Source organism: Rhodococcus sp. CH91 (assembly GCF_022554085.1).
GTDB lineage: Bacteria > Actinomycetota > Actinomycetes > Mycobacteriales > Mycobacteriaceae > Rhodococcus.
In genome coordinates, this window is record NZ_JAKFYR010000011.1 from 12734 (window position 1) to 32335 (window position 19602).

The window sequence follows — 19602 nt, forward strand, 5'->3', positions numbered from 1 at the left end:
CGTGGTCCTCGTTGCTTACAGCCCCAGATACTGTTCGAGTTCGAACGGTGTGACCTGACTGCGGTAGTTCTCCCATTCCCGCCACTTGTTGCGCAGGAAGTAGTCGAAGACGTGCTCGCCGAGAGTTTCCGCCACGAGTTCGGATTTCTCCATCTCGCGCAGGGCGATATCGAGATCGGTGGGCAGTTCGCGGTAGCCCATGGCGCGGCGCTCCGCCGATGTCAGCGACCAGACGTCGTCCTCCGCCTCGGGTGCGAGCTCGTATCCCTTCTCGATGCCCCGCAGCCCCGCGGCGAGCAGCAGCGCGAAGGTCAGATAGGGGTTGCACGCGGAATCGGGGGTGCGGATCTCCACGCGCCGAGAGGACGCCTTGTTCGGGGTGTACATCGGGACGCGGACCAGCGCGGACCGGTTCGACGGCCCCCAGCACGCGGCGGTCGGTGCCTCTCCCCCGTGCACCAGACGCTTGTAGGAGTTGACCCACTGGTTGGTGACGGCGCTGATCTCGTTGGCATGCTCGAGAATGCCGGCGATGAACGCCTTGCCGGTCGTCGAGAGCTGCAGCGGATCGTCCGGATCGTGGAAGGCGTTGGTCTCGCCTTCGAACAGCGACATGTGGGTGTGCATGGCCGAACCGGCGTGGTCGCGGAAGGGCTTGGGCATGAAGGTCGCCCGCACACCCTCCTGCATCGCGATCTCCTTGACGACGTAGCGGAAGGTCATCACGTTGTCGGCCATGGACAGCGCATCGGCGTAGCGCAGGTCGATCTCCTGCTGACCGGGCGCGGTCTCGTGGTGGCTGAACTCGACGGAGATGCCCATCGATTCGAGCGCGTCGATGGCGTGCCGGCGGAAGTGCGGCGCCGAGCGGTGCACCGACTGGTCGAAATAGCCGCCCATGTCGGCGGGCACCGGACCCGCCCCTTCCGGACCGTCCTCGACGAGGAAGAACTCGATCTCGGGATGCACGTAGCAGCTGAAGCCGAGATCGGAGGCCTTGTTGAGCTGACGGCGCAGCACGTGGCGGGGATCGGCCCAGCTCGGGGTGCCGCCGGGCATCGTGATGTCGCAGAACATCCGCGCGGAGTACTGGTGACCGCGGTCGTCGACCCAGGGCAGAACCTGGAAGGTCGTGGCGTCGGGTCGCGCGACCATGTCGGCCTCGGAGATGCGGGAGAATCCCTCGATGGCCGAGCCGTCGAAGCCGATGCCCTCCTCGAAGGCGCCTTCGAGTTCGGCGGGCGCGATCGCCACCGACTTGAGGGTGCCGACCACGTCGGTGAACCACAGACGCACGAACCGAATGTCGCGCTCTTCGAGGGTGCGGAGCACGAACTCCTTCTGGCGATCCATACCCGCGAGACTAGGCACAATCCGTTAATTCCGTGTTACATCCGGGGACCCATCCGCGTGGCGTGTCGCTCACACCGGCCGCAGATCAGCAGTGAGGGTCGCTCGCGGGTACCGCCAGATCCACAAGATAGCTGGTCACAGCGCTGTCCACGCAGTCGTTGCCGTCCAGGGCCACGGTGTGCTGAGTCCCCTCGAAGGTCAGCAGGACACCGCCGAGACGGTCGGCGAGTTCGACCCCGGCGGCGTAGGGCGTCGCCGGATCCCCGGTCGTCGAGACGACGAGTACGGGCGGCAGATCCCGGACGTCGGGAGCGTGCGGCTCACCGGTGGCCGGTACCGGCCAGAACGCGCACACGTCCAGGGCTGCCGCTCCCGTGCCACGACCGTCGTCCAGGAAGGGCGCCACCGCACGGAATCGGGTGTCGAGTTCGCCGGCGAGTGCACGATCCGTCAGCGGCGGGTCGTCGACGCAGCGGATCGCGTTGAAGGCGTCGGTGATGTTGGTGTACGCACCGTCCTCGCCGCGACCTTCGTACAGATCGGCGAGTTGCAGCAGCGTGTCGCCCGTATCGCTGCGGGCCAGAGAATCCAGACCACCCCGCAGGGAGCCCCACAGGGTCGGCGAGTACAGCCCCTGCTGCACGCCGGTGATCGCGTCCCGGTGGCTCAATCCCCGCGGATCCGTGGTGGGGGCGGGTGCCTCGAGCAGGGGATCGACGAGGTCCCGGAACCGGTCGGCGGCCTGCGCGGGATCGTCTCCGAGCGGACACCCGGCATATCGGGTGCAGTACGCCGCGAACTCGTCGAACGCCTTCTGGAAGCCCTCCGCCTGCCGCACGATCTCCTCGACCGGATCCTGCTCGGGGTCGATGGCACCGTCGAGCACCATCGCCCGCACCCGGCCGGGGAACTCCTCGGCATAGAGAGTGCCCAGCCGGGTGCCGTAGGAGTACCCGAGATAGGTCAGGGCGTCGTCACCGAGAACACCACGCAGGATGTCCATGTCCTGCACGACCTCCCGGGAGCCGATGTGGGCCAGCAGGTCCGTGCCGGTGCGGTCGGCGCACAGTTGCGCGTACTCACGATTGCGTTTCTCGGTCGCGGCGATGCCTTCGGGACTGGTGTCCCCGTCGTCCTGTGCCCGGTCGTCGTCGAACTCGGCGTCGGTGCGGCACCGCACCGCCGGTTCGGATGCTCCCACCCCGCGCGGATCGAAACCGACCACGTCGAAGCGCTCGCCGAGTGCGGTCCCGTCGGCCGCGAGTGCGGTGGACAGCCCCGAGGCGCCGGGTCCACCGGGATTCACCAGCAGCGAACCGATGCGCTCACCGCTCGCCGGCAGTCGCGAGACCGCCAGGCGGATCGGCTCACCCTCCGGATCCGCGTAGTCGAGTGGAACCTCCACGTACCCGCACTCCACGTCCTGCCGAGCCAGATACGCGCCGTCCGCGCCGTAGTCGTCGCACGGCTCCCACGCGACGTCCTGTTCGTAGAACCGCTCGAGACCCGGGACCACCCCAGCGGTCGAATGGTGCTGCTCGTCGCCGGTGGAGTCACCACACGCGGTGAGTACGACGGCCGCCACGAGTGTCAGGAGCGGAAGACGACGGGCATGCAGGCGAGCGGGGCGGGGCACCATCCGATCCTGCCACGGAGCGGAAACCGGCCGGTGGTGTGACCAATTGCACCGCTCTCCGGTGCTCGTGCCCCCGGCAACGGGTGGCAGACTGAGACGGTCATCACCCGACCCGGGGACCCAGAGGGCCTCGAGGAAGAAAGGGACAGTGATGTCCGACAACGTGACGTCCGTATACGGTGGCGCAGCGTCCGCTGCGGCCCCCGCAGACACCCCCAAGCGCAAGACGCGAGTCCACCACCTGCAGGCGATGAAGGCCGAGGGCCGTCGCTGGGCGGAGTTGACCGCGTACGACTACTCGTCCGCCCGCATCTTCGAAGAGGCCGGTATCCCCGTCCTGCTGGTGGGCGATTCCGCAGCGAACGTCGTCTACGGCTACGACACCACCGTGCCGGTGACCGTCGACGAACTCCTTCCCCTCGTCCGTGGCGTCGTGCGCGGTGCCCCGCACGCGCTGGTCGTCGCCGACCTTCCGTTCGGCAGCTACGAGGCGTCGCCGGAGCAGGCCCTCGCGACCGCCGTGCGCTTCATGAAGGAGGGCGGCGCGCACGCGGTCAAACTCGAGGGCGGCGAACGCATGGCGCCGCAGATCGCCGCGATCACCGCTGCCGGCATTCCCGTGCAGGCGCACATCGGTTTCACACCCCAGTCCGTGAACACCCTCGGCGGGTTCCGCGTGCAGGGCCGCGGTGACGGGGCCGAGCAACTCGTCGCGGACGCGATCGCGGTCCAGGAGGCAGGCGCCTTCTCCGTCGTGATGGAGATGGTCCCGGCCGAGCTCGCCGGGCAGGTCACCCGCAAGCTGAGCATCCCCACCGTCGGCATCGGCGCGGGCAACGAGTGCGACGCCCAGGTGCTCGTGTGGCAGGACATGGCCGGATACACCAGCGGCAAGACCGCGAAGTTCGTCAAGAAGTTCGGGCAGGTCGGCGACGAATTGCGCCGCGCAGCCGAGCAGTACGCGGCAGAGGTCGCGCAGGGCACCTTCCCGGGGCCCGAGCACTCCTTCTGAGCGGTCCCCCACCCGAGCATTCCCGAGGCGGGCACCACCGGCGAGTCCGGTGGTGCCCGTCGCATTTCTCCGGCCCCCGCCGAATCGGTGGCAGACTCGACCGCGACCCGAACGTACGAACCCATGAGGTGTCCATGCAGATCCGCTTCAGTCCCGTCCCCACCGCCGTCGTCGCCGCACTCGCCGGCGTCCTGGTGGGGTGCGCACCGGCTCAGGACCCGGCACCGACCGGCACGTCCACCGAGTCCCAGGTGACAACGGAATCGACCTCGGCGGCGGCACCCTCCTCGCCGGAACTCGGGGCCGGCGGCTTCACCGAGGCGCAGACCGCCGATCTGTGCGCGCGGATGGAGAGCCAGTTGTCGAACTGGCGCACCTATACCCCCTCGGTCGGACGCGGCGGCTTCAACATCCTCGTCGGCGAATGGGGTGCCGCGAACGGAGTCGATCTCGTCGCCCTCGCCGGCGACCGGAACCGGATCGACGCGGCGACGTCCGCGCACTGCCCCGAGGTTCGGGACGAAGCCGTGCGCGGACTCGACATCCCGGATCTCGCGTCGGGTCTCGTCGGGTTCTGACAGCCATGACGTACCGCGAACTGTATCCGCCGATCGAATGCAGTGAGACGGGCATGCTCGACGTCGGTGACGGCCAGCACCTGTACTGGGAGGTCAGCGGCAATCCCGACGGCAAGCCCGTGGTGTTCCTCCACGGTGGTCCCGGAGGTGGCACGGCGCCGCTGCACCGGCGCTTCTTCGATCCGGCCGCCTACCGGATCGTGTTGTTCGACCAGCGTGGATGCGGCAGGTCGCGACCGCACGTGGCCGACGGCGCGGACCTGTCGGTCAACACCACCGATCGCCTCGTCGACGACATCGAGCGACTCCGGACCTTTCTCGGCGTAGAGCGGTGGATGGTCTTCGGTGGGTCGTGGGGCTCGACCCTCGCACTCGCATATGCACAGCGGCACCCCGACAGCGTCACCGAACTCGTGCTGCGCGGGATCTTCCTGCTCCGGCGCAGCGAGATCGACTGGTACTACAACGGCGGGGCCGGTCAGCTGTTCCCCGAGGCCTGGGCACGATTCCGGGCGCCGCTCGCCGAGGCGGATCCGGGCGAGCATCCCGTCGACGTCTATCACCGCCTGCTGCACTCCCCCGATCCGGATGTCGCACTGGCCGCGGCGATCGCCTGGTCGACCTGGGAGGGTGCCACGAGCGCGCTGCGGCCGGACCCGGAGCGCCTCGCGGAGACCGCCGAACCCCGCTTCGCGCTGGCCTTCGCGCGCATCGAGAACCACTACTTCCATCACCGCGGATTCTTCGAGGACGGTGAGTTGCTGAGCAACGCCCATCGTCTGCGCGACATCCCCGGCGTGATCGTGCAGGGCCGCTACGACGTGGTGTGCCCCGCGCGCAGCGCCTACGACCTGCATCGGGCGTGGCCGACTGCCCGCTTGCACATCGTGGACGATGCGGGACACGCGGCGAGCGAACCGGGAATCGTCCATCACCTCGTCGAGGCGACCGACGGATTCCGCTGACGGAGATCAGCCGGGCAGCCGCCCGAAACCGACTACCGCGTCGTCACCGGACAGGTCGAGTTCGTGCACCCGGATCCTGCCCATCTCGTTGCCGCCCACAGTGATCGCGGAGTCGCCGTCGACCGCAACGACGATGTTGGTGTGCTCGCGCTGACCGAGACCCATCCTGTTGTGGTAGAGCACCACGTCGCCGATGGCGGGGCGGTATCCCGACCCGGCGGGCTCGTGCCGGCCGACCTGCTCGTAGTACTCCTGCAGCGTGTACACGCCCGGGATCCGCCAATGACCCGAATGCGGATTCGCCAGTGGCACACCGGCTTCGCGCATGATCCAGCTGACGAAGTCCGCGCACCACGGTTCGCGGACACCTTCCGAGTAGTACGTTCCGGGATGCTGTGCCTCGTGCTGCTGCTCGAGCAGCTCGACGATCCGCACTTGCGTCGGCGACAACGCGGTGGTGTCGATCTCGGGGAACGACGCGCTGTCCCAGGGGAACAGGCGACTCGGGAGGATCCACCACACGAGTACGGCGACGACCACGGCCAGTGCCGCCGCGGCCGCGAGGACGGCAGCGAACGGCCGCCTCAGCCGTTCCGCCACTCGTCGTCGGCAGCGTCGGCGGCCTTGTTGCGTTCCGCCGCGATGTCCAGAGCCCGCTGCGCGGTCTCCCGATCCGGATAGGGACCCATGCGGTTGAGGGCGTGGGGATCCTTGCCCTGGGAGACCTTTCCCGTTCGCACGTCGTAGTACCAGCCGTCGTCGCTCATGGTCTCAGTGTGCCCGAACAACGCCCGTGTGTGCGGGCATCCCGCAAGCGGGCGTGGCGCGGTACTGTCGGGCCGCACACACGTGCGCGACGTCCGAACGAAGGAGCATGCAATGTCCTACATCCTCTACGACGCGTTGCTGCCCTGGCTGGGTCCGGAAGCGGCCTCGTACTGGGCGCATCTGCTGGTCATCGACCCGATCTGACATCCGGGGAGCCACCGCAGCGGTGGGATCGGGATACGGCAGGCGAACGAGCCGGCCTGTAAGCCGGATCCTGTCCCCCGCCGAAGCGGGGTGGCGACCATCCATCTGGGCACACCGTCGCCGGGTACCTCGAGCGGTTCACCCGCAGGCTCGGGCGAGCAGCCCTCGAACACCTGCGCAGCCGCACCGCACGCGATGCGACCTTCAACCTTGCTCCGGGCGGGGTTTACCTAGCCGCCCCGGTCACCCGGGGCGCTGGTGCGCTCTTACCGCACCGTTTCACCCTTACCTGCCGTGTGACGGCAGGCGGTCTGCTTTCTGTGGCACTGTCCCGCGAGTCACCTCGGGTTGCCGTTAGCAACCGCCCTGCTCTGTGGAGTCCGGACTTTCCTCGATTCGGGGCCTGACACCGTGTGGTGCCGGTTCCCCGCTCCGCGGCCGCCCGGCCGACTCGTTCGCTCGATCAGACTATCCCGCGGCATGTCGCCGCCGCCAACTACGGTGCTCCCATGACCCGCTATGCAGCCCTGCTGCGTGGAATCAACGTCGGTGGTATCCGCATCCGCATGGCCGATCTGAAGGACGTCTTCGACGGTCTGGGCTTCGGCGGTGTCCGCACCGTGCTCGCGTCCGGCAACGTGCTGTTCGATTCCGGGGAGGACGCAACCGCCCTGAAACCGATGATCGAATCGGCCCTGACCGCGCGGTTCGGTTACGAGGCCTACGTTTTCGTCCTCGACCAGTTCCGTCTCGCACGTGTCGTGGAGGCGTATCCCTTCGAGGACCGGGACGACCGGCACTCGTACGTCGTCTTCGTCTCCGACCCCGCAGCCCTCGAAAGCCTGTCGGCGCCACCCGGCGAGCTCGATCCGGAGGTCGAATGTCTCGCTACCGGTGACGGAGTCCTGTACTGGCAGGTCGAGAAGGGCGGCACGATCGACAGCGCCGTGGGCAGGCGGGCCGGCTCGGCGAAGTACAAGGCGGTCACGACCACACGGAACACCAGGACGCTCCGGAAGCTGCTCGGGCAGTGACACGACGCGGCGGCACGAACGGTTCGTGATCTTGCGCACGCACACACCGTGCAGGTAGCTTCCGGGGGTCGTACAGGGCGGCGGTGCAGGGGGTCTGCGGAATGCGAATCGGTCCAGGGCTGTGTGCTGCAGTCGCAACGGTCGCTCTCCTCGCGACAGCGCCATCCGGTGCCGCGGCCGATCCCGTCGCCGACTTCTACGTGCCGCCTGCGTCGTTCGAGACGGCGAGCCCGGGCGAGGTCCTGCGCACCGCACCCTCGGTCGCCGCGATCGTCCCGCACACCCCGGCCGCGCTCGACGCGACGGTCACCCGGGTGATGTACCGCAGCACGAAGGCGACGGGCGGTCCCGTCGCCGTCGTCGGCACCGTGCTCGTCCCCACGCAGGCGTGGACGGGTCCCGGAGCCCGGCCCACCGTCGTTCTCGGCCCGGGGACGCAGGGCATGGGCGATCAGTGCGCCCCGTCGAAGCTCATGACCTTCGGGCAGGAATACGAGTACATCCACATCGCCCCGATGCTCGCGCGCGGTTACGCCGTCGCGGTCACCGACTACGAAGGGCTCGGCACCCCCGGCGTCCACCCCTATCTCAACCGCGAGTCGCAGGGACGGGCGATGCTCGATCTCGCGCGCGCCACCCGCTCGGCGGAGCATCTCGGTCTCGCTCCGGACGGCCCGATCGCGTTCTGGGGATACTCGCAAGGCGGGATGGCCTCGGCCTCCGCGGCGGAACTGGCCGCGTCCTACGCCCCCGAACTACCGGTGGTCGGCGCCGTCGCCGGATCACCCCCCGCCGACCTCGCCGACCTCGCCGTGGTCGGCGACGGATCGTTGCTCTCCGGCGGGATCGGCTGGGTGGTCAACGGTTTCGTCGCGGCCTATCCCGAGCACGCGCCGACTCTGCTGGCCGCGTTCGATCCCGCCGGGCTCGACATCCTGCGTCGCGCCGAGACCGCCTGCGTCTACGACGCGCTGTCGCTGAATCCGTTCGGTCAGACCTCGACGTACACGGTCGACGGCCGTCCGATCGCTGCGCATCTCGGCGAGGAACCATGGGCGTCGCTGGTCGCCGAGCAGCAACTCGGCAACCGGATTCCGTCGGTGCCGGTCTTCGTCGCCCAGAGCGCCGGCGACGACTTCGTCCTCGTCGACGGAGTCGACACGATGGTGGACAAGTGGTGCTCGGGCGGCGCCGATGTCACTTATCGACGCTACGACCTGCCGCCCGTGTTCACGAAGACCGGGACGAGCCATCTGATGGGTATGTTCCCGGCTCTGGTGGAAGGGCTCGACTGGATGGGCAACCGGTTCTCCGGCGAGGATGCGGGCGACGGCTGCGTCGTCTCGGATCCGGTCTGAAAATTCTCGGCGGACGTGTAACGCACGTCCCGGGGCCCCGATACACCTAGCGAGTGGCCGCGCAGGCAACCCCCCGACATGTCTGCGCGGCCACTTTTTCTTCGGCCGGCACCTACTACAGATGCGAGGTGTCGTTCACCAGCCGCACCGACGACCCGCCGTCGGGATAGAACTCCGCGATGCTGAGCGACGCCAGATCCAGATGCAGCCGGTAGAGCAGCGACGGTCCGGCGTCGAGTGCCATCTGCAGGAACGTCTTGATCGGCGTGACATGCGAGACCACCAGCACGGTCGAGCCGGCATGGTCGGCCAGCAGGTCGTCGCGCACCGCGGCGATGCGCTTGCCCACCTCGTCGAAGCTCTCGCCGTTCGGGGGTCGCACGGAGGTGTCCCCGAGCCACCGCCGATGCAGGTCCGGATCCCGGCGGGCGGCCTCGCCGAAGGTGAGCCCCTCCCAGTCGCCGAAATCGGTCTCGATGAGCCCGTCGTGCACCTTCACGGGCAGGTCGAGAGCGTCGGCGGCGGCAGCAGCCGTTTCACGGGCGCGTCCGAGCGGTGACGACAGCACCGCGGAGACTCCGCCGCGCGCTGCCAGACGCCGGGCCGCCGCGACCGCCTGGTCGCGGCCGAGTTCGGTCAGTTGCGGATTGCCGCGCCCCGAATAGCGACGCTCGACCGACAGTGGGGTCTGACCGTGCCGCAACAGCAACAACCTGGTCGGTGACCCGATCGCGCCGGTCCAGCCCGGTGAGACGGGAACGGCAGGATCGGGCACGGGCGGCACGGTGGCACCACCGGCCGCGGCGGTCTCCCCCTCCTCCACGTTCGCCGCGGCGTCCATCGCGGCATTGGCCAGGCGATCGGCGTACGCATTCTCCGCGCGCGGGATCCACGTGAAGTCGACGTGGCGGAACCGGCCGGCCAGGGCGCGGGCCTCCGTGGCCAGCGGGATCATGTCGGGATGCTTGACCTGCCACCGCCCGCTCATCTGCTCGACGACGAGCTTGGAATCCATGCGGACGTGCACTTCGTCGGCGCCGAGTTCCGCGGCGGCGGCGAGACCGGCGAGCAGCCCCTTGTATTCCGCGACATTGTTCGTCGCGCGGCCGATGCTCGCCTGACGTTCCGCGAGAACGGTGCGGTGGTCGGCGTCGAAGACCACCGCCCCGTAACCGGCGGGTCCGGGATTGCCGCGCGACCCGCCGTCCGCCTCGACGACGACCGTCGTCACAGGGTGGAGTCCTTCGTGCGAACCAGGATCGCGTCGCACTCGGGGCATCGGACGAGCAGGTCGGCGGGTGCGGCGGTGATCCGGGCGATCTCTCCGCGGTCGAGTTCGAGCCGGCACGCCCCGCACCGGCGGCCCTGCAGCGCGGCCGCTCCGATTCCGGCCTTCTCGCGCTGCTTCTCGTAGGTCGCGACCAGCTCGTCGGGGAATACCGCGAGCAGCGCGCCGCGGTCGCTGCGGCACCGCTGCTCGGCGACCTCGATGTCGGCGATGGCTTCGTCGCGGGCCCGGGTGGCGTCGCCGAGCCGGTCGTCGATCTGCGAGACCTGTGCCCCGGCATGATCGTGATCGGCCTTCGACGCCTCGCGGCGCTCCATGACCTCGAGCAGGTCGTCCTCGAGGGCCGCCTGGCGACGTTCGAGGCTGGTCAGTTCGTGCTGCAGTTCGGTGAGCTGCTTGGATCCCACCGATCCGCTCTGGAGCATCGAGCGATCGCGATCCGCCCGCATCCGTACGGCTTCGATCTCGCCCTCGAGCTTCCGGATGTCCCGGTCGAGGTCGTCGAGGATGATCTCGACGGCCACCGCGGCGTCCTTGCGCGCGTTGCGCTCGGTCTGCAGGCGGTCCACCTCCTGCTGTTCGGGCAGTGTCCGACGGCGATGTGCGAGGCGGTTCAGCTCGGCGTCCACGGCGGCGAGGGACAGCAGCTTGGCCTGCACGGTGGGTTCGACGTTCACTCGGGTGGTTCCTGCTTTCGGTGATGTATCGGGATTTCTCGGGTGGTCCGGGAGCCGGTTGCCACTCGGGGCGTGTCGTAGCTGATTACGGTACCGCGCGAGCCGCGGTCGTCCAGGGATCGGTGCGCAACTCGCTCACCCGCGCGTGCCAGCCCTCCCGGTCGGCGAACGCACCGTCCAGGAGGTCCCGGGCCTGACCGCACCACGGGTATTCGCTCGCCCAGTGCGCGACGTCGACCACGGCGGGGCCTCCTGTGCGCAGATGCTCGTCGACGGGATGATGCCGCAGGTCGGCGGTGACATAGACGTCCGCGCCCTGCGCGGCGGCGAGTCCGAGGAACGAGTCGCCGGAGCCCCCGCACACCGCCACGGTCCGGACCGGCCGGTCGGGGTCGCCTGCTCCTCGCACTCCCCATTCGGTCACCGGGAGCGCCGCGGCGACATCCGCTGTGAACTCACGCAACGTCCGGGTCCGCGGCAACTCGCCGATCCGGCCCAGACCTCGGTCGCCGGGCAGGTCGGCGAGTTCGATGATGTCGAAGGCCGGTTCCTCGTAGGGGTGCGCCTCGCGCAGGGCGGCGAGCACCGCCGCACGCGACCGGCGCGGCGCGACGACCTCGATCCGGTCCTCGGCGACACGTTCGAGGTCTCCGATCGAACCGATGGCGGGGTCGGCCCCCTCGACGGGACGGAACTGGCCGGTCCCCGAGGTGGTCCAGCAGCATTCGCGGTAGTTGCCCAGAGCACCGGCTCCCGCGGCGAACAATCCCGCGCGCACCGCGTCGGCGGACTCGGCGGGCACCATGACGACCCATTTGTCGGTCGCGGGTTCCGGCTTGGCCTCGAGCGGGCGCAGGGCCGTCAGCCCGAGTGCGTCCGCGAGTGCGTCCGAGACCCCGGGATTGGCCCGGTCGGCGTTGGTGTGTGCTGTGAACAGGGCGCACCCTCCCCGGATGAGACGGTGGATCAACGCACCCTTGGGGGTGTGCGCACCGACGGTGTCGACACCGCGCAACAGCAGCGGATGGTGCACGAGCAGCAGTTGCGCACCCCACTTGAGGGCCTCGTCGACGACGGCGGCCGTCGCGTCCACTGCCAGGAGCACCTTGTGGACGGGTTCGCCGGGATCACCCGCGACCAGCCCGACCGAGTCCCAGCTCTCGGCGAGCGACGGCGGATAGGCCGTCTCCAGAACGTCGATCACCTCACGCAGCGTCACCGCCGTCACGCGTCCACCTCCAGCCGGTCCGCACTTCCCACGGGCACGACCCTACGCGGCAGGGCAGCGGACGAGCGGGGACAATGGCCGGGTGACCGTTCTCGCCCCCATCCAGCCCCTCGTGCTTCCCGCCCCGGTCGTCCTGTTCGATCTCGACGGGACCCTCACCGATTCCGCGACCGGCGTGATCAACGGCTTCCTCCACGCCGCCGAGACCACCGGTTTCGAGGTGCCCGCCGGTAACCTCGAATGGCTTCTGGGACCGCCCATGCGCGACACGCTGCAGGGCCTCGGGCTCGACGAGACACGGGTCGCCGCGGGACTGGCTGCCTACAAGAACTACTACTCGGCCACCGGATGGAGCGAGAACGCCGTCTTCGACGGCATCGAATCCCTGCTCGGCGCCGTGCGTGAGGCGGGCAGTCGGCTGGCCGTCGCGACGTCGAAGTCCCAGACCTTCGCCGAGCGGATCCTCGAGCACTTCGGTCTGGCCGGATACTTCGAGTTCATCGGCGGGGCGAGCGACGACGGGGCCCGCCGCCACAAGTGGGAGGTCGTCGCCCACAGTCTCGCCGGACTGGGCATCGAGCCTCGCGATGCCGCGGACGGAGGCACGACCGGCGTGGTGATGGTGGGCGATCGCGAGCACGACATCCACGGTGCGGGTCGCTTCGGCATCCCCACGGTGTTCGTGGAGTGGGGGTACGGAACGGACGTCGAGGGTCGCGCCGCGGCCCGGACCACCACCTCCGTCGACGAACTGCGTGAGGTTCTCACCGGTGGACGCTGACGACCGCTTCCATGTGACCTTCGTCTGCACCGGCAACATCTGCCGGTCGCCGATGGCCGAGAAGATCTTCGCCGAACATCTGCGGCGCGAAGGACTCACCGATCGTGTCCGGGTGAGCAGCGCCGGCACCCACGGCTGGCATGTCGGATCCGACGCCGATCCGCGCACCGACGCCGTGTTGCAGCGACACGGCTATCCCACGGGCCACCGCGCCGCGAAACTCGGCGCCGAGCACCTGTCCGCCGATCTGGTGGTGGCGATGACCACCACGCACGAACGGGCGCTGGCTCACCTCGGAGTCCCGGCCGAACGCCGTGTACTGCTGCGATCGTTCGATCCGGACGCGGACGACGATTCGGTGCCCGACCCCTATTACGGTTCGCTCGCCGAGTTCGAGCAGGTCCGCGAGCAGATCGAAGCCGCAGTTCCCGGCCTGCTCGAGCGGGTGCGACGGCAGTGAGATCCACCTCACCGGCTAACGTGGTTCTGTGCGCCGATTGACATTTCTCCTTCGCCCCGGCTGGTTGGTACTGGCGCTGGTGGTCGTCGGCTTCGCATATGCGTGCTTCACCGTCCTCGCGCCGTGGCAGCTGGGCAAGAACACGAGCACCGAGGATCGGAACGGACGCATCGCGGCGTCGATGGCTCAGGATCCGGTTCCCGTCTCCGATCTTCTCGCCGGCGACGGAGCCACGATCGACGACGAGTGGCGCCGTGTCCTCGCGCAGGGCTCGTATCTCCCCGACTCGGATGTGCTCGTGCGGTTGCGCAGTGCCGAATCGAAGCCGGCCTACGAGGTGCTGACGCCCTTCGCTCTCGACTCGGGCGGAACGATCCTCGTCAACCGCGGCTACGTGCGTCCGGTGCGCGGCACCGAGATCCCCGAGATCCCCGTTGCGCCGTCCGGCAACGTCACACTCGACGCCCGTATCCGGATGTCGGAGGGCACGGTCGAGGGCAAGGACCCCTTCTTCGACGCCGGCTACCAGCAGGTGTACTTCATCGACACCCCGCAGGTCGCGGAGGTGACCGGACTCGACCTCGAGAGTGTCTACCTCCAGCTCGACGCCGATCAGCCCGGTGGGCTCGGTGTGATCTCGCTTCCCCAGCTCGATTCCGGCCCGTACCTGTCCTACGGCCTGCAGTGGCTGGCGTTCGGGATCATGGCCCCGCTGGGTCTGGGTTATTTCGTGTGGTCGGAGTTGCGTGAACGGCGGAAGGCCAAGGCGGCGGAGCGCGGCGGCGATGCCGCCGAGGCTCCGGTCGAGGTGGCTCCGCGCACCGCGAGCGAGAAGCTCGCCGACCGATACGGCCGGCCGCGGTGACCGAGACGACCACTCTGCCCCGATCCGAGGAGCCCCCGATGTACGCGACCGTCGACGACTATCTGGCCGACAAGGACCCGGCCGCCGTCGACGCCTTCCAGCGCGTGCGCGCGATGATCCTCGCCCTCGGCGACGACGTCACCGAGCAGGTGCACGCCTCGGAGATCACCTGGTCGCGCGGGCACGTCTTCGCGGCGGCATTCGTGTACGCCTCCCGCCTCGAGGTGGCACTCGACCTGCCCAGGCGCGTCCACCATCGCACGCTGCGCGAGGCGTTCCCGAAGAAGGGCACCGTCACGACGCATCGTCTGAGTGTCTCCTCCCCCGGCGAACTCGACGAGCACTTCGTGGCACTGCTGGACGTGGCCTACCGCGCCGCGGCCGACCCTCGCAGCTGACCCCTCCCCGGGTCCGGACCGGCGCCGGAAATCGCCTGCGCACCGCCGACCTGCGCACTACGCTCGTCTTCACGAGAAACGTTGCGCTGGGGCGCCTTTTCGCGTGAGGGGGAATGCCCCATGTCCGAGACTCCCGGTTCCGGTAAGCCGCAGCCCGGCTTCTATCCCGACCCTTCCGGAGCGATGCGCTGGTGGGACGGGAATTCGTGGACCGAGCATGTACAAGGTGGTCCTCCGCCGCCGGGACCGCCTGCCCGGAAGTCGCATGCTGTGCGCAACATCCTCCTCGCCATCCTGGTGGTGTTCGTCCTGTTCGCCGGTGGCTGCCTCGCACTGTTGTCCTTCACCGCCAACGAGGTGAACGAGGCCATCGAATCGGTCGAGGTCGACGATGCACTTCCCGGCGGCGCGGACAACCCGCTCACGATCGTCGAGGGCCAGGCGTTCGACGTGGCCGGCTTCCAGTACGCCTCGGGGTGGACGGTCGCGGAGAGCCCTCTCGGGGACGTCACCGTCGAGGGACTGAAGGTCACCAACGCTCGCGAGTCGAGCGACAGCGCGATCGTCCAGATCAAGTTCATGCAGGGAAACGAGGTCGTGGCCCTGGTCGATTGCACGACCGAACCGATTCCGGTGGGCCAGACGACCACGCTCGGCTGCATGAGCGGCGACGACGTCCCGGCGAGCTACGACCGGATCACGATCAACGACACCTTCTGACAGGTGGAGGGATTCGTGGGGACCCCACCCCGCTGAGCGGGGTCGGATCCACCGGGGTCCCGAGACGACAGTGTGGGCGCGGAGGGTTTCGAACCCCCGACCGCTGGTGTGTAAAACCAGAGCTCTACCACTGAGCTACACGCCCGAAAGCCGGCGGCAGATGCCGCCGACCTCGCATCAGGACTTTAGCGCGGCGAGCGCTCTGGCCCAAGCTCCCTGGTCACGGGGCTCTCCGGGCTGGTTCTCCTCCGCGAATTGCACGATGCCGTCCTTGTCGATGACGAAGGTGCCGCGGTTCGCGAATCCGAATTTGTCGTTGAACACACCGTAGGCCTGGGCGACCTCACCGTGCGGCCAGAAATCGGACAGCAGCGGGAAGGTGTAGCCCTGTTCGGCCGCCCAGATCTTGTGGGTCGGCGAGGGGCCGACGGAGACCGCGAGGATGGCGGTGTCGTCGTTCTCGTAGGTGGGCAGGTCGTCGCGAACGGCGCACAGCTCGCCCTGGCACACACCGGTGAAAGCGAGCGGGTAGAACACCAGGAGCACGTTCTTACGCCCCCTGAAGCTCGACAGCGTGACTTCCTGGTTGTTCTGGTCCTTGAGGGTGAAGTCGGGGGCTTCGGAGCCCACGGCGATCGCCATGCGTATGAATTCCTTCGTAGGGTGGAGCCGGGTCAGCGGCGGGGACGGCCGGCCTTGGGCTGGACGAGGCGGCTGCCGATCCAGTCCCCGAGGTTCATGGCCGTGGTCTGGGTGAGACCCGCTGTGGTCGCCGACTCGGCGATCTCGCTGGGTTCCACGTGGTCGGAGCGCCCGGTCTTGGGGGTCAGAACCCACACGACGCCTTCGTCCGCGAGGGGGCCGATCGCATCCATGAGGGTGTCCACCAGATCACCGTCGCTGTCGCGCCACCACAGCAGTACGACGTCGACGACCTCGTCGGAGTCCTCGTCGAGCAGTTCGGTACCGGTGACCTCTTCGATGGCCGCCCTCAACTCGTCGTCGGTATCCTCGTCCCAGCCGAGTTCCTGCACCACGTGGTCGTGAGTGATACCGAGCTTGGAGACATAATTCTTGGCATCCGCCGCGGCGACCACGGTGGTTCCTCCTAAGGGTTGTGGCGCGCGAATCGGCTCCGCGTACCGGTGTGACGAGCAATAGGTCAAAGCGAACATCGTCGAACGGCTCAACGCAACCCGAATCGCTGGGAAAAGCGGGAGAATCTTTGGAGAGGGGCCTTATTTCGCCCTTACAGAGTGTCGGGTGTGTCCGATAGCCGGGCCGCACGGTGATCCTTCGTCCCCGATGGGGGAAGATGAGGGGTGCATCATGTTCAGATGTCGATTGCGTCGGCTCCCACAAGAGCCGACCGACGGAGAGGGCGCTCCACCTGCGCGCCCACCACGATGAGGAGCAGACGTTGACAGACCTGATCCACGGATCCGACTCCCTGGAAGGCGCCGCACAAGGCGCCTCGGGCGCGGATTCCTCGGCCAAGCCGGCATCGACCAAGGACAATCGTGTCCGGGTGATCCGCGAAGGCGTGGCCTCCTACCTTCCGGACATCGACCCGACCGAGACCGACGAGTGGCTCGAATCCTTCGACGGGATGCTCGACGCTGCCGGTCCGACACGCGCACGCTACCTGCTCCTGCGGATGCTCGAGCGCGCCAACGAGCGCAAGGTCTCCCTTCCGGCCCTGACGTCCACCGACTACGTCAACACGATCCCCACCGAGAGCGAGCCCTGGTTCCCCGGGGACGAGGAGGTGGAGCGGCGCTACCGCGCGTACATCAGATGGAATGCGGCGATCATGGTCACGCGCGCGCAGCGTCCGGGTGTCGGGGTCGGTGGTCACATCTCCACCTACGCCTCGTCCGCGGCGCTGTACGAGGTCGGCTTCAACCACTTCTTCCGCGGCAAGGACCATCCTGGCGGCGGCGACCAGGTGTTCATCCAGGGTCACGCCTCCCCCGGCATCTACGCTCGCGCGTTCCTCGAGGGACGGATCGGAGCGGAGCAGCTCGACGGCTTCCGCCAGGAACACAGCCACGCCTCGCTCGGTGGCGGCCTGCCCTCGTATCCGCACCCGCGTCTGCTCCCGACCTTCTGGGAGTACCCGACGGTGTCGATGGGCCTGGGCCCGATGAACGCGATCTACCAGGCGCGGTTCAACCACTACCTGCACGACCGTGGCATCAAGGACACCTCCGACCAGCACGTCTGGGCGTTCCTCGGCGACGGCGAGATGGACGAGCCCGAATCGCGGGGCCTTGCGCACGTCGCGGCCACCGAGGGCCTCGACAATCTCACCTTCGTGATCAACTGCAACCTGCAGCGTCTCGACGGTCCGGTGCGCGGCAACGGCAAGATCATCCAGGAGCTGGAGTCGTTCTTCCGCGGCGCCGGCTGGAATGTCATCAAGGTCGTGTGGGGCCGGGAGTGGGACGCGCTGCTGCACGCCGACAAGGACGGCGCGCTGGTCAATCTCATGAACGTCACTCCCGACGGAGATTTCCAGACGTACAAGGCGAACGACGGCGCGTTCGTGCGTGAGCACTTCTTCGGCCGTGACCCCCGGACGAAGGAACTGGTCAACGAGCTGTCCGACCAGGAGATCTGGAATCTCAAGCGCGGCGGTCACGACTACCGCAAGATCTACGCGGCCTACAAGGCGGCGATGGAGCACAAGGGTCAGCCGACGGTGATCCTCGCGCACACCATCAAGGGCTACACCCTCGGCAAGCACTTCGAGGGCCGCAACGCGACCCACCAGATGAAGAAGCTGACTCTCGAGGACCTCAAGTACTTCCGCGACCTCCAGCGGATCCCGATCTCGGACGCCGAGCTCGAGAAGGATCCGAAGATGCCGCCGTACTACCACCCCGGCCCGGACGCTCCGGAGATCCAGTACATGCTCGAGCGGCGCCGGGCGCTGGGCGGCTTCGTGCCGGAGCGGCGCACCGCGGCGAAGCCCCTGCGGCTGCCCTCGGACAAGGCCTACGAGGTCGTCCGCAAGGGATCGGGCAAGCAGGAGGTCGCCACCACGATGGCGGCGGTGCGTGTGCTCAAGGAATTGCTGCGCGACAAGGAGATCGGCGAGCGCATCGTGCCGATCATCCCGGATGAGGCCCGCACCTTCGGCATGGACTCGTGGTTCCCCTCGCTGAAGATCTACAACCGCAACGGCCAGCTGTACACCTCGGTCGACGCCGAGCTCATGCTCGCCTACAAGGAGAGCGCGGTAGGCCAGATCCTGCACGAGGGGATCAACGAGGCCGGGTCGACGGCGTCGTTCACCGCCGTCGGCACGTCCTACGCCACGCACGGCGAGCCGATGATCCCGGTGTACATCTTCTACTCGATGTTCGGTTTCCAGCGCACCGGCGACGGCCTGTGGGCGGCGGCCGATCAGATGGCCCGCGGATTCGTCCTCGGCGCCACCGCCGGTCGCACGACGCTCACGGGTGAGGGTCTGCAGCACGCCGACGGGCATTCCCACCTGCTGGCATCCACGAACCCCGCGGTCGTCTCGTACGATCCGGCCTTCTCCTACGAGATCGCACACATCTTCCGGGACGGTCTGCGGCGGATGTACGGCGGCACCCCGGGTGTGGACGGATTCGGCGGCGAGGACGTCTTCTACTACATCACCATGTACAACGAGCCGTACGCGCAGCCGGCGGAACCCGAGGATCTCGACGTCGACGGTCTGCTCCGCGGCATCTACCGCTACAAGCGCGGCGCCGATTCCGGGCCGAAGGCGCAGATCCTGGTCTCCGGTGTGATGATGCCGGAGGCGCTGCGGGCGCAGCGGATGCTCGCCGACGAGTGGGATGTCTCCGCGGACGTCTGGTCCGTCACCTCCTGGGGTGAACTGCGGCGTGACGGCGTCGAGTGCGAGCGGCAGGCCCTGCTGAATCCGGGCGAGGACGCACCTGTGCCGTACGTCGCCTCGGTGCTCAGCGACGCGGCCGGGCCGTTCGTGGCGGTCTCGGACTGGATGCGTGCGGTTCCCGATCAGATCCGCAAGTGGGTGCCCGGCGACTACACGGTGCTCGGCGCGGACGGGTTCGGATTCTCCGACACCCGTACCGCCGCGCGTCGCGTGTTCAACATCGACGCCGAGTCGACGGTGGTCGCGGTGCTCGCCGCGCTGGGCCGCGAGGGCACGATCGACCGTGAGAAGGCGGTCGAGGCCGCTCGCACCTACCGGATCGACGACGTGACGGCCGCTCCGGTGTCGCTGGCAGATCCGGGCGTCGCCTGACGGGAGG

General features: G+C 68.4%; 20 protein-coding genes, 1 tRNA gene and 1 other RNA gene. 11 read left to right on the top strand and 11 right to left on the bottom strand.

The window, feature by feature from the left end; genetic code table 11:
• Positions 1-15 precede the first annotated feature (15 nt).
• Positions 16-1353: a type I glutamate--ammonia ligase gene (glnA, locus tag MOM01_RS18780; RefSeq protein WP_241386963.1), complete on the bottom strand. Its 1338-nt coding sequence runs from the start codon at positions 1351-1353 to the stop codon at positions 16-18.
• 85 nt (positions 1354-1438) lie between these two features.
• Complete coding sequence (locus tag MOM01_RS18785; RefSeq protein ID WP_241386964.1) at positions 1439-2992, bottom strand: alpha/beta hydrolase; 1554 nt, start codon at positions 2990-2992, stop codon at positions 1439-1441.
• Positions 2993-3140: 148 nt separating this feature from the next.
• Between MOM01_RS18785 and panB the strand changes: the two genes are divergently transcribed.
• The 3 genes from panB to pip all read left to right on the top strand — a co-directional run bounded on the left by panB (position 3141) and on the right by pip (position 5544).
• The gene (panB, locus tag MOM01_RS18790) at positions 3141-4001 is read left to right on the top strand and encodes a 3-methyl-2-oxobutanoate hydroxymethyltransferase (RefSeq protein WP_241386965.1); all 861 of its coding nucleotides are present in this window, start codon (positions 3141-3143) and stop codon (positions 3999-4001) included.
• Between the two features lie 134 nt (positions 4002-4135).
• On the top strand, positions 4136-4579 hold the full coding sequence (locus tag MOM01_RS18795) for a hypothetical protein (RefSeq protein WP_241387102.1): 444 nt from the start codon (positions 4136-4138) through the stop codon (positions 4577-4579).
• Positions 4580-4584: 5 nt separating this feature from the next.
• Positions 4585-5544, top strand: coding sequence for a prolyl aminopeptidase (gene pip, locus MOM01_RS18800; RefSeq protein WP_241386966.1), 960 nt, complete (start codon positions 4585-4587; stop codon positions 5542-5544).
• Positions 5545-5550: 6 nt separating this feature from the next.
• Here pip and MOM01_RS18805 read toward each other — a convergent pair whose 3' ends face one another.
• From MOM01_RS18805 to rnpB, 3 genes are all read right to left on the bottom strand, one after another.
• Complete coding sequence (locus tag MOM01_RS18805; RefSeq protein WP_241386967.1) at positions 5551-6144, bottom strand: CHAP domain-containing protein; 594 nt, start codon at positions 6142-6144, stop codon at positions 5551-5553.
• Positions 6129-6311 carry a hypothetical protein gene (locus MOM01_RS18810; RefSeq protein WP_241386968.1) on the bottom strand — a complete coding sequence of 61 codons (183 nt, stop codon included), beginning with the start codon at positions 6309-6311 and terminating at the stop codon, positions 6129-6131. Before MOM01_RS18810 ends, MOM01_RS18805 begins: the two co-directional genes overlap by 16 nt.
• A 248-nt stretch (positions 6312-6559) precedes the next feature.
• An RNA gene (gene rnpB / locus MOM01_RS18815) (RNase P RNA component class A) lies at positions 6560-6970 on the bottom strand.
• Positions 6971-7025: 55 nt separating this feature from the next.
• Between rnpB and MOM01_RS18820 the strand changes: the two genes are divergently transcribed.
• Together MOM01_RS18820 and MOM01_RS18825 are read left to right on the top strand one after the other, a co-directional pair.
• Positions 7026-7550: a DUF1697 domain-containing protein gene (locus tag MOM01_RS18820; RefSeq protein WP_241386969.1), complete on the top strand. Its 525-nt coding sequence runs from the start codon at positions 7026-7028 to the stop codon at positions 7548-7550.
• 101 nt (positions 7551-7651) lie between these two features.
• On the top strand, positions 7652-8908 hold the full coding sequence (locus MOM01_RS18825; RefSeq protein ID WP_241386970.1) for a lipase family protein: 1257 nt from the start codon (positions 7652-7654) through the stop codon (positions 8906-8908).
• Between the two features lie 115 nt (positions 8909-9023).
• On the opposite strand, the gene MOM01_RS18830 is transcribed toward MOM01_RS18825, so the two are convergent.
• The 3 genes from MOM01_RS18830 to MOM01_RS18840 form a co-directional block, all read right to left on the bottom strand.
• Positions 9024-10187 (bottom strand): bifunctional RNase H/acid phosphatase, encoded by a 1164-nt coding sequence (locus MOM01_RS18830; RefSeq protein WP_277609971.1) that lies wholly within the window; start codon positions 10185-10187, stop codon positions 9024-9026.
• On the bottom strand, positions 10136-10873 hold the full coding sequence (locus tag MOM01_RS18835; protein WP_241386972.1) for a zinc ribbon domain-containing protein: 738 nt from the start codon (positions 10871-10873) through the stop codon (positions 10136-10138). Before MOM01_RS18835 ends, MOM01_RS18830 begins: the two co-directional genes overlap by 52 nt.
• Positions 10874-10958: 85 nt before the next feature.
• Entirely contained in the window at positions 10959-12101 is a 1143-nt protein-coding gene (locus MOM01_RS18840; protein WP_241386973.1) for a Nif3-like dinuclear metal center hexameric protein, read from the bottom strand.
• Positions 12102-12183: 82 nt separating this feature from the next.
• Between MOM01_RS18840 and MOM01_RS18845 the strand changes: the two genes are divergently transcribed.
• From MOM01_RS18845 to MOM01_RS18865, 5 genes are all read left to right on the top strand, one after another.
• Positions 12184-12882, top strand: coding sequence for an HAD hydrolase-like protein (locus tag MOM01_RS18845; protein WP_241386974.1), 699 nt, complete (start codon positions 12184-12186; stop codon positions 12880-12882).
• Positions 12872-13342, top strand: a complete 471-nt coding sequence (locus MOM01_RS18850) for a low molecular weight protein-tyrosine-phosphatase (protein WP_308197010.1) — start codon at positions 12872-12874, stop codon at positions 13340-13342. The genes MOM01_RS18845 and MOM01_RS18850 overlap by 11 nt, the downstream gene beginning before the upstream one ends.
• 28 nt (positions 13343-13370) lie before the next feature.
• Positions 13371-14207: an SURF1 family cytochrome oxidase biogenesis protein gene (locus MOM01_RS18855; RefSeq protein WP_241386975.1), complete on the top strand. Its 837-nt coding sequence runs from the start codon at positions 13371-13373 to the stop codon at positions 14205-14207.
• A 38-nt stretch (positions 14208-14245) separates the two neighbouring features.
• A complete protein-coding gene (locus MOM01_RS18860) occupies positions 14246-14605 on the top strand; it encodes a DUF5655 domain-containing protein (RefSeq protein ID WP_241386976.1) in 360 nt (119 codons plus the stop codon).
• A gap of 120 nt (positions 14606-14725) precedes the next feature.
• On the top strand, positions 14726-15325 hold the full coding sequence (locus tag MOM01_RS18865; RefSeq protein ID WP_241386977.1) for a DUF2510 domain-containing protein: 600 nt from the start codon (positions 14726-14728) through the stop codon (positions 15323-15325).
• Between the two features lie 73 nt (positions 15326-15398).
• Here MOM01_RS18865 and MOM01_RS18870 read toward each other — a convergent pair.
• The 3 genes from MOM01_RS18870 to MOM01_RS18880 all read right to left on the bottom strand — a co-directional run bounded on the left by MOM01_RS18870 (position 15399) and on the right by MOM01_RS18880 (position 16422).
• A tRNA-Val gene (locus MOM01_RS18870) sits at positions 15399-15470 on the bottom strand.
• A gap of 32 nt (positions 15471-15502) precedes the next feature.
• Positions 15503-15967: a peroxiredoxin gene (locus MOM01_RS18875; RefSeq protein WP_241386978.1), complete on the bottom strand. Its 465-nt coding sequence runs from the start codon at positions 15965-15967 to the stop codon at positions 15503-15505.
• A gap of 32 nt (positions 15968-15999) precedes the next feature.
• Positions 16000-16422, bottom strand: a complete 423-nt coding sequence (locus MOM01_RS18880) for a DUF3052 domain-containing protein (protein WP_241386979.1) — start codon at positions 16420-16422, stop codon at positions 16000-16002.
• A gap of 323 nt (positions 16423-16745) precedes the next feature.
• Between MOM01_RS18880 and aceE the strand changes: the two genes are divergently transcribed.
• Positions 16746-19595 carry a pyruvate dehydrogenase (acetyl-transferring), homodimeric type gene (gene aceE, locus MOM01_RS18885; protein ID WP_241386980.1) on the top strand — a complete coding sequence of 950 codons (2850 nt, stop codon included), beginning with the start codon at positions 16746-16748 and terminating at the stop codon, positions 19593-19595.
• Positions 19596-19602 lie beyond the last annotated feature (7 nt).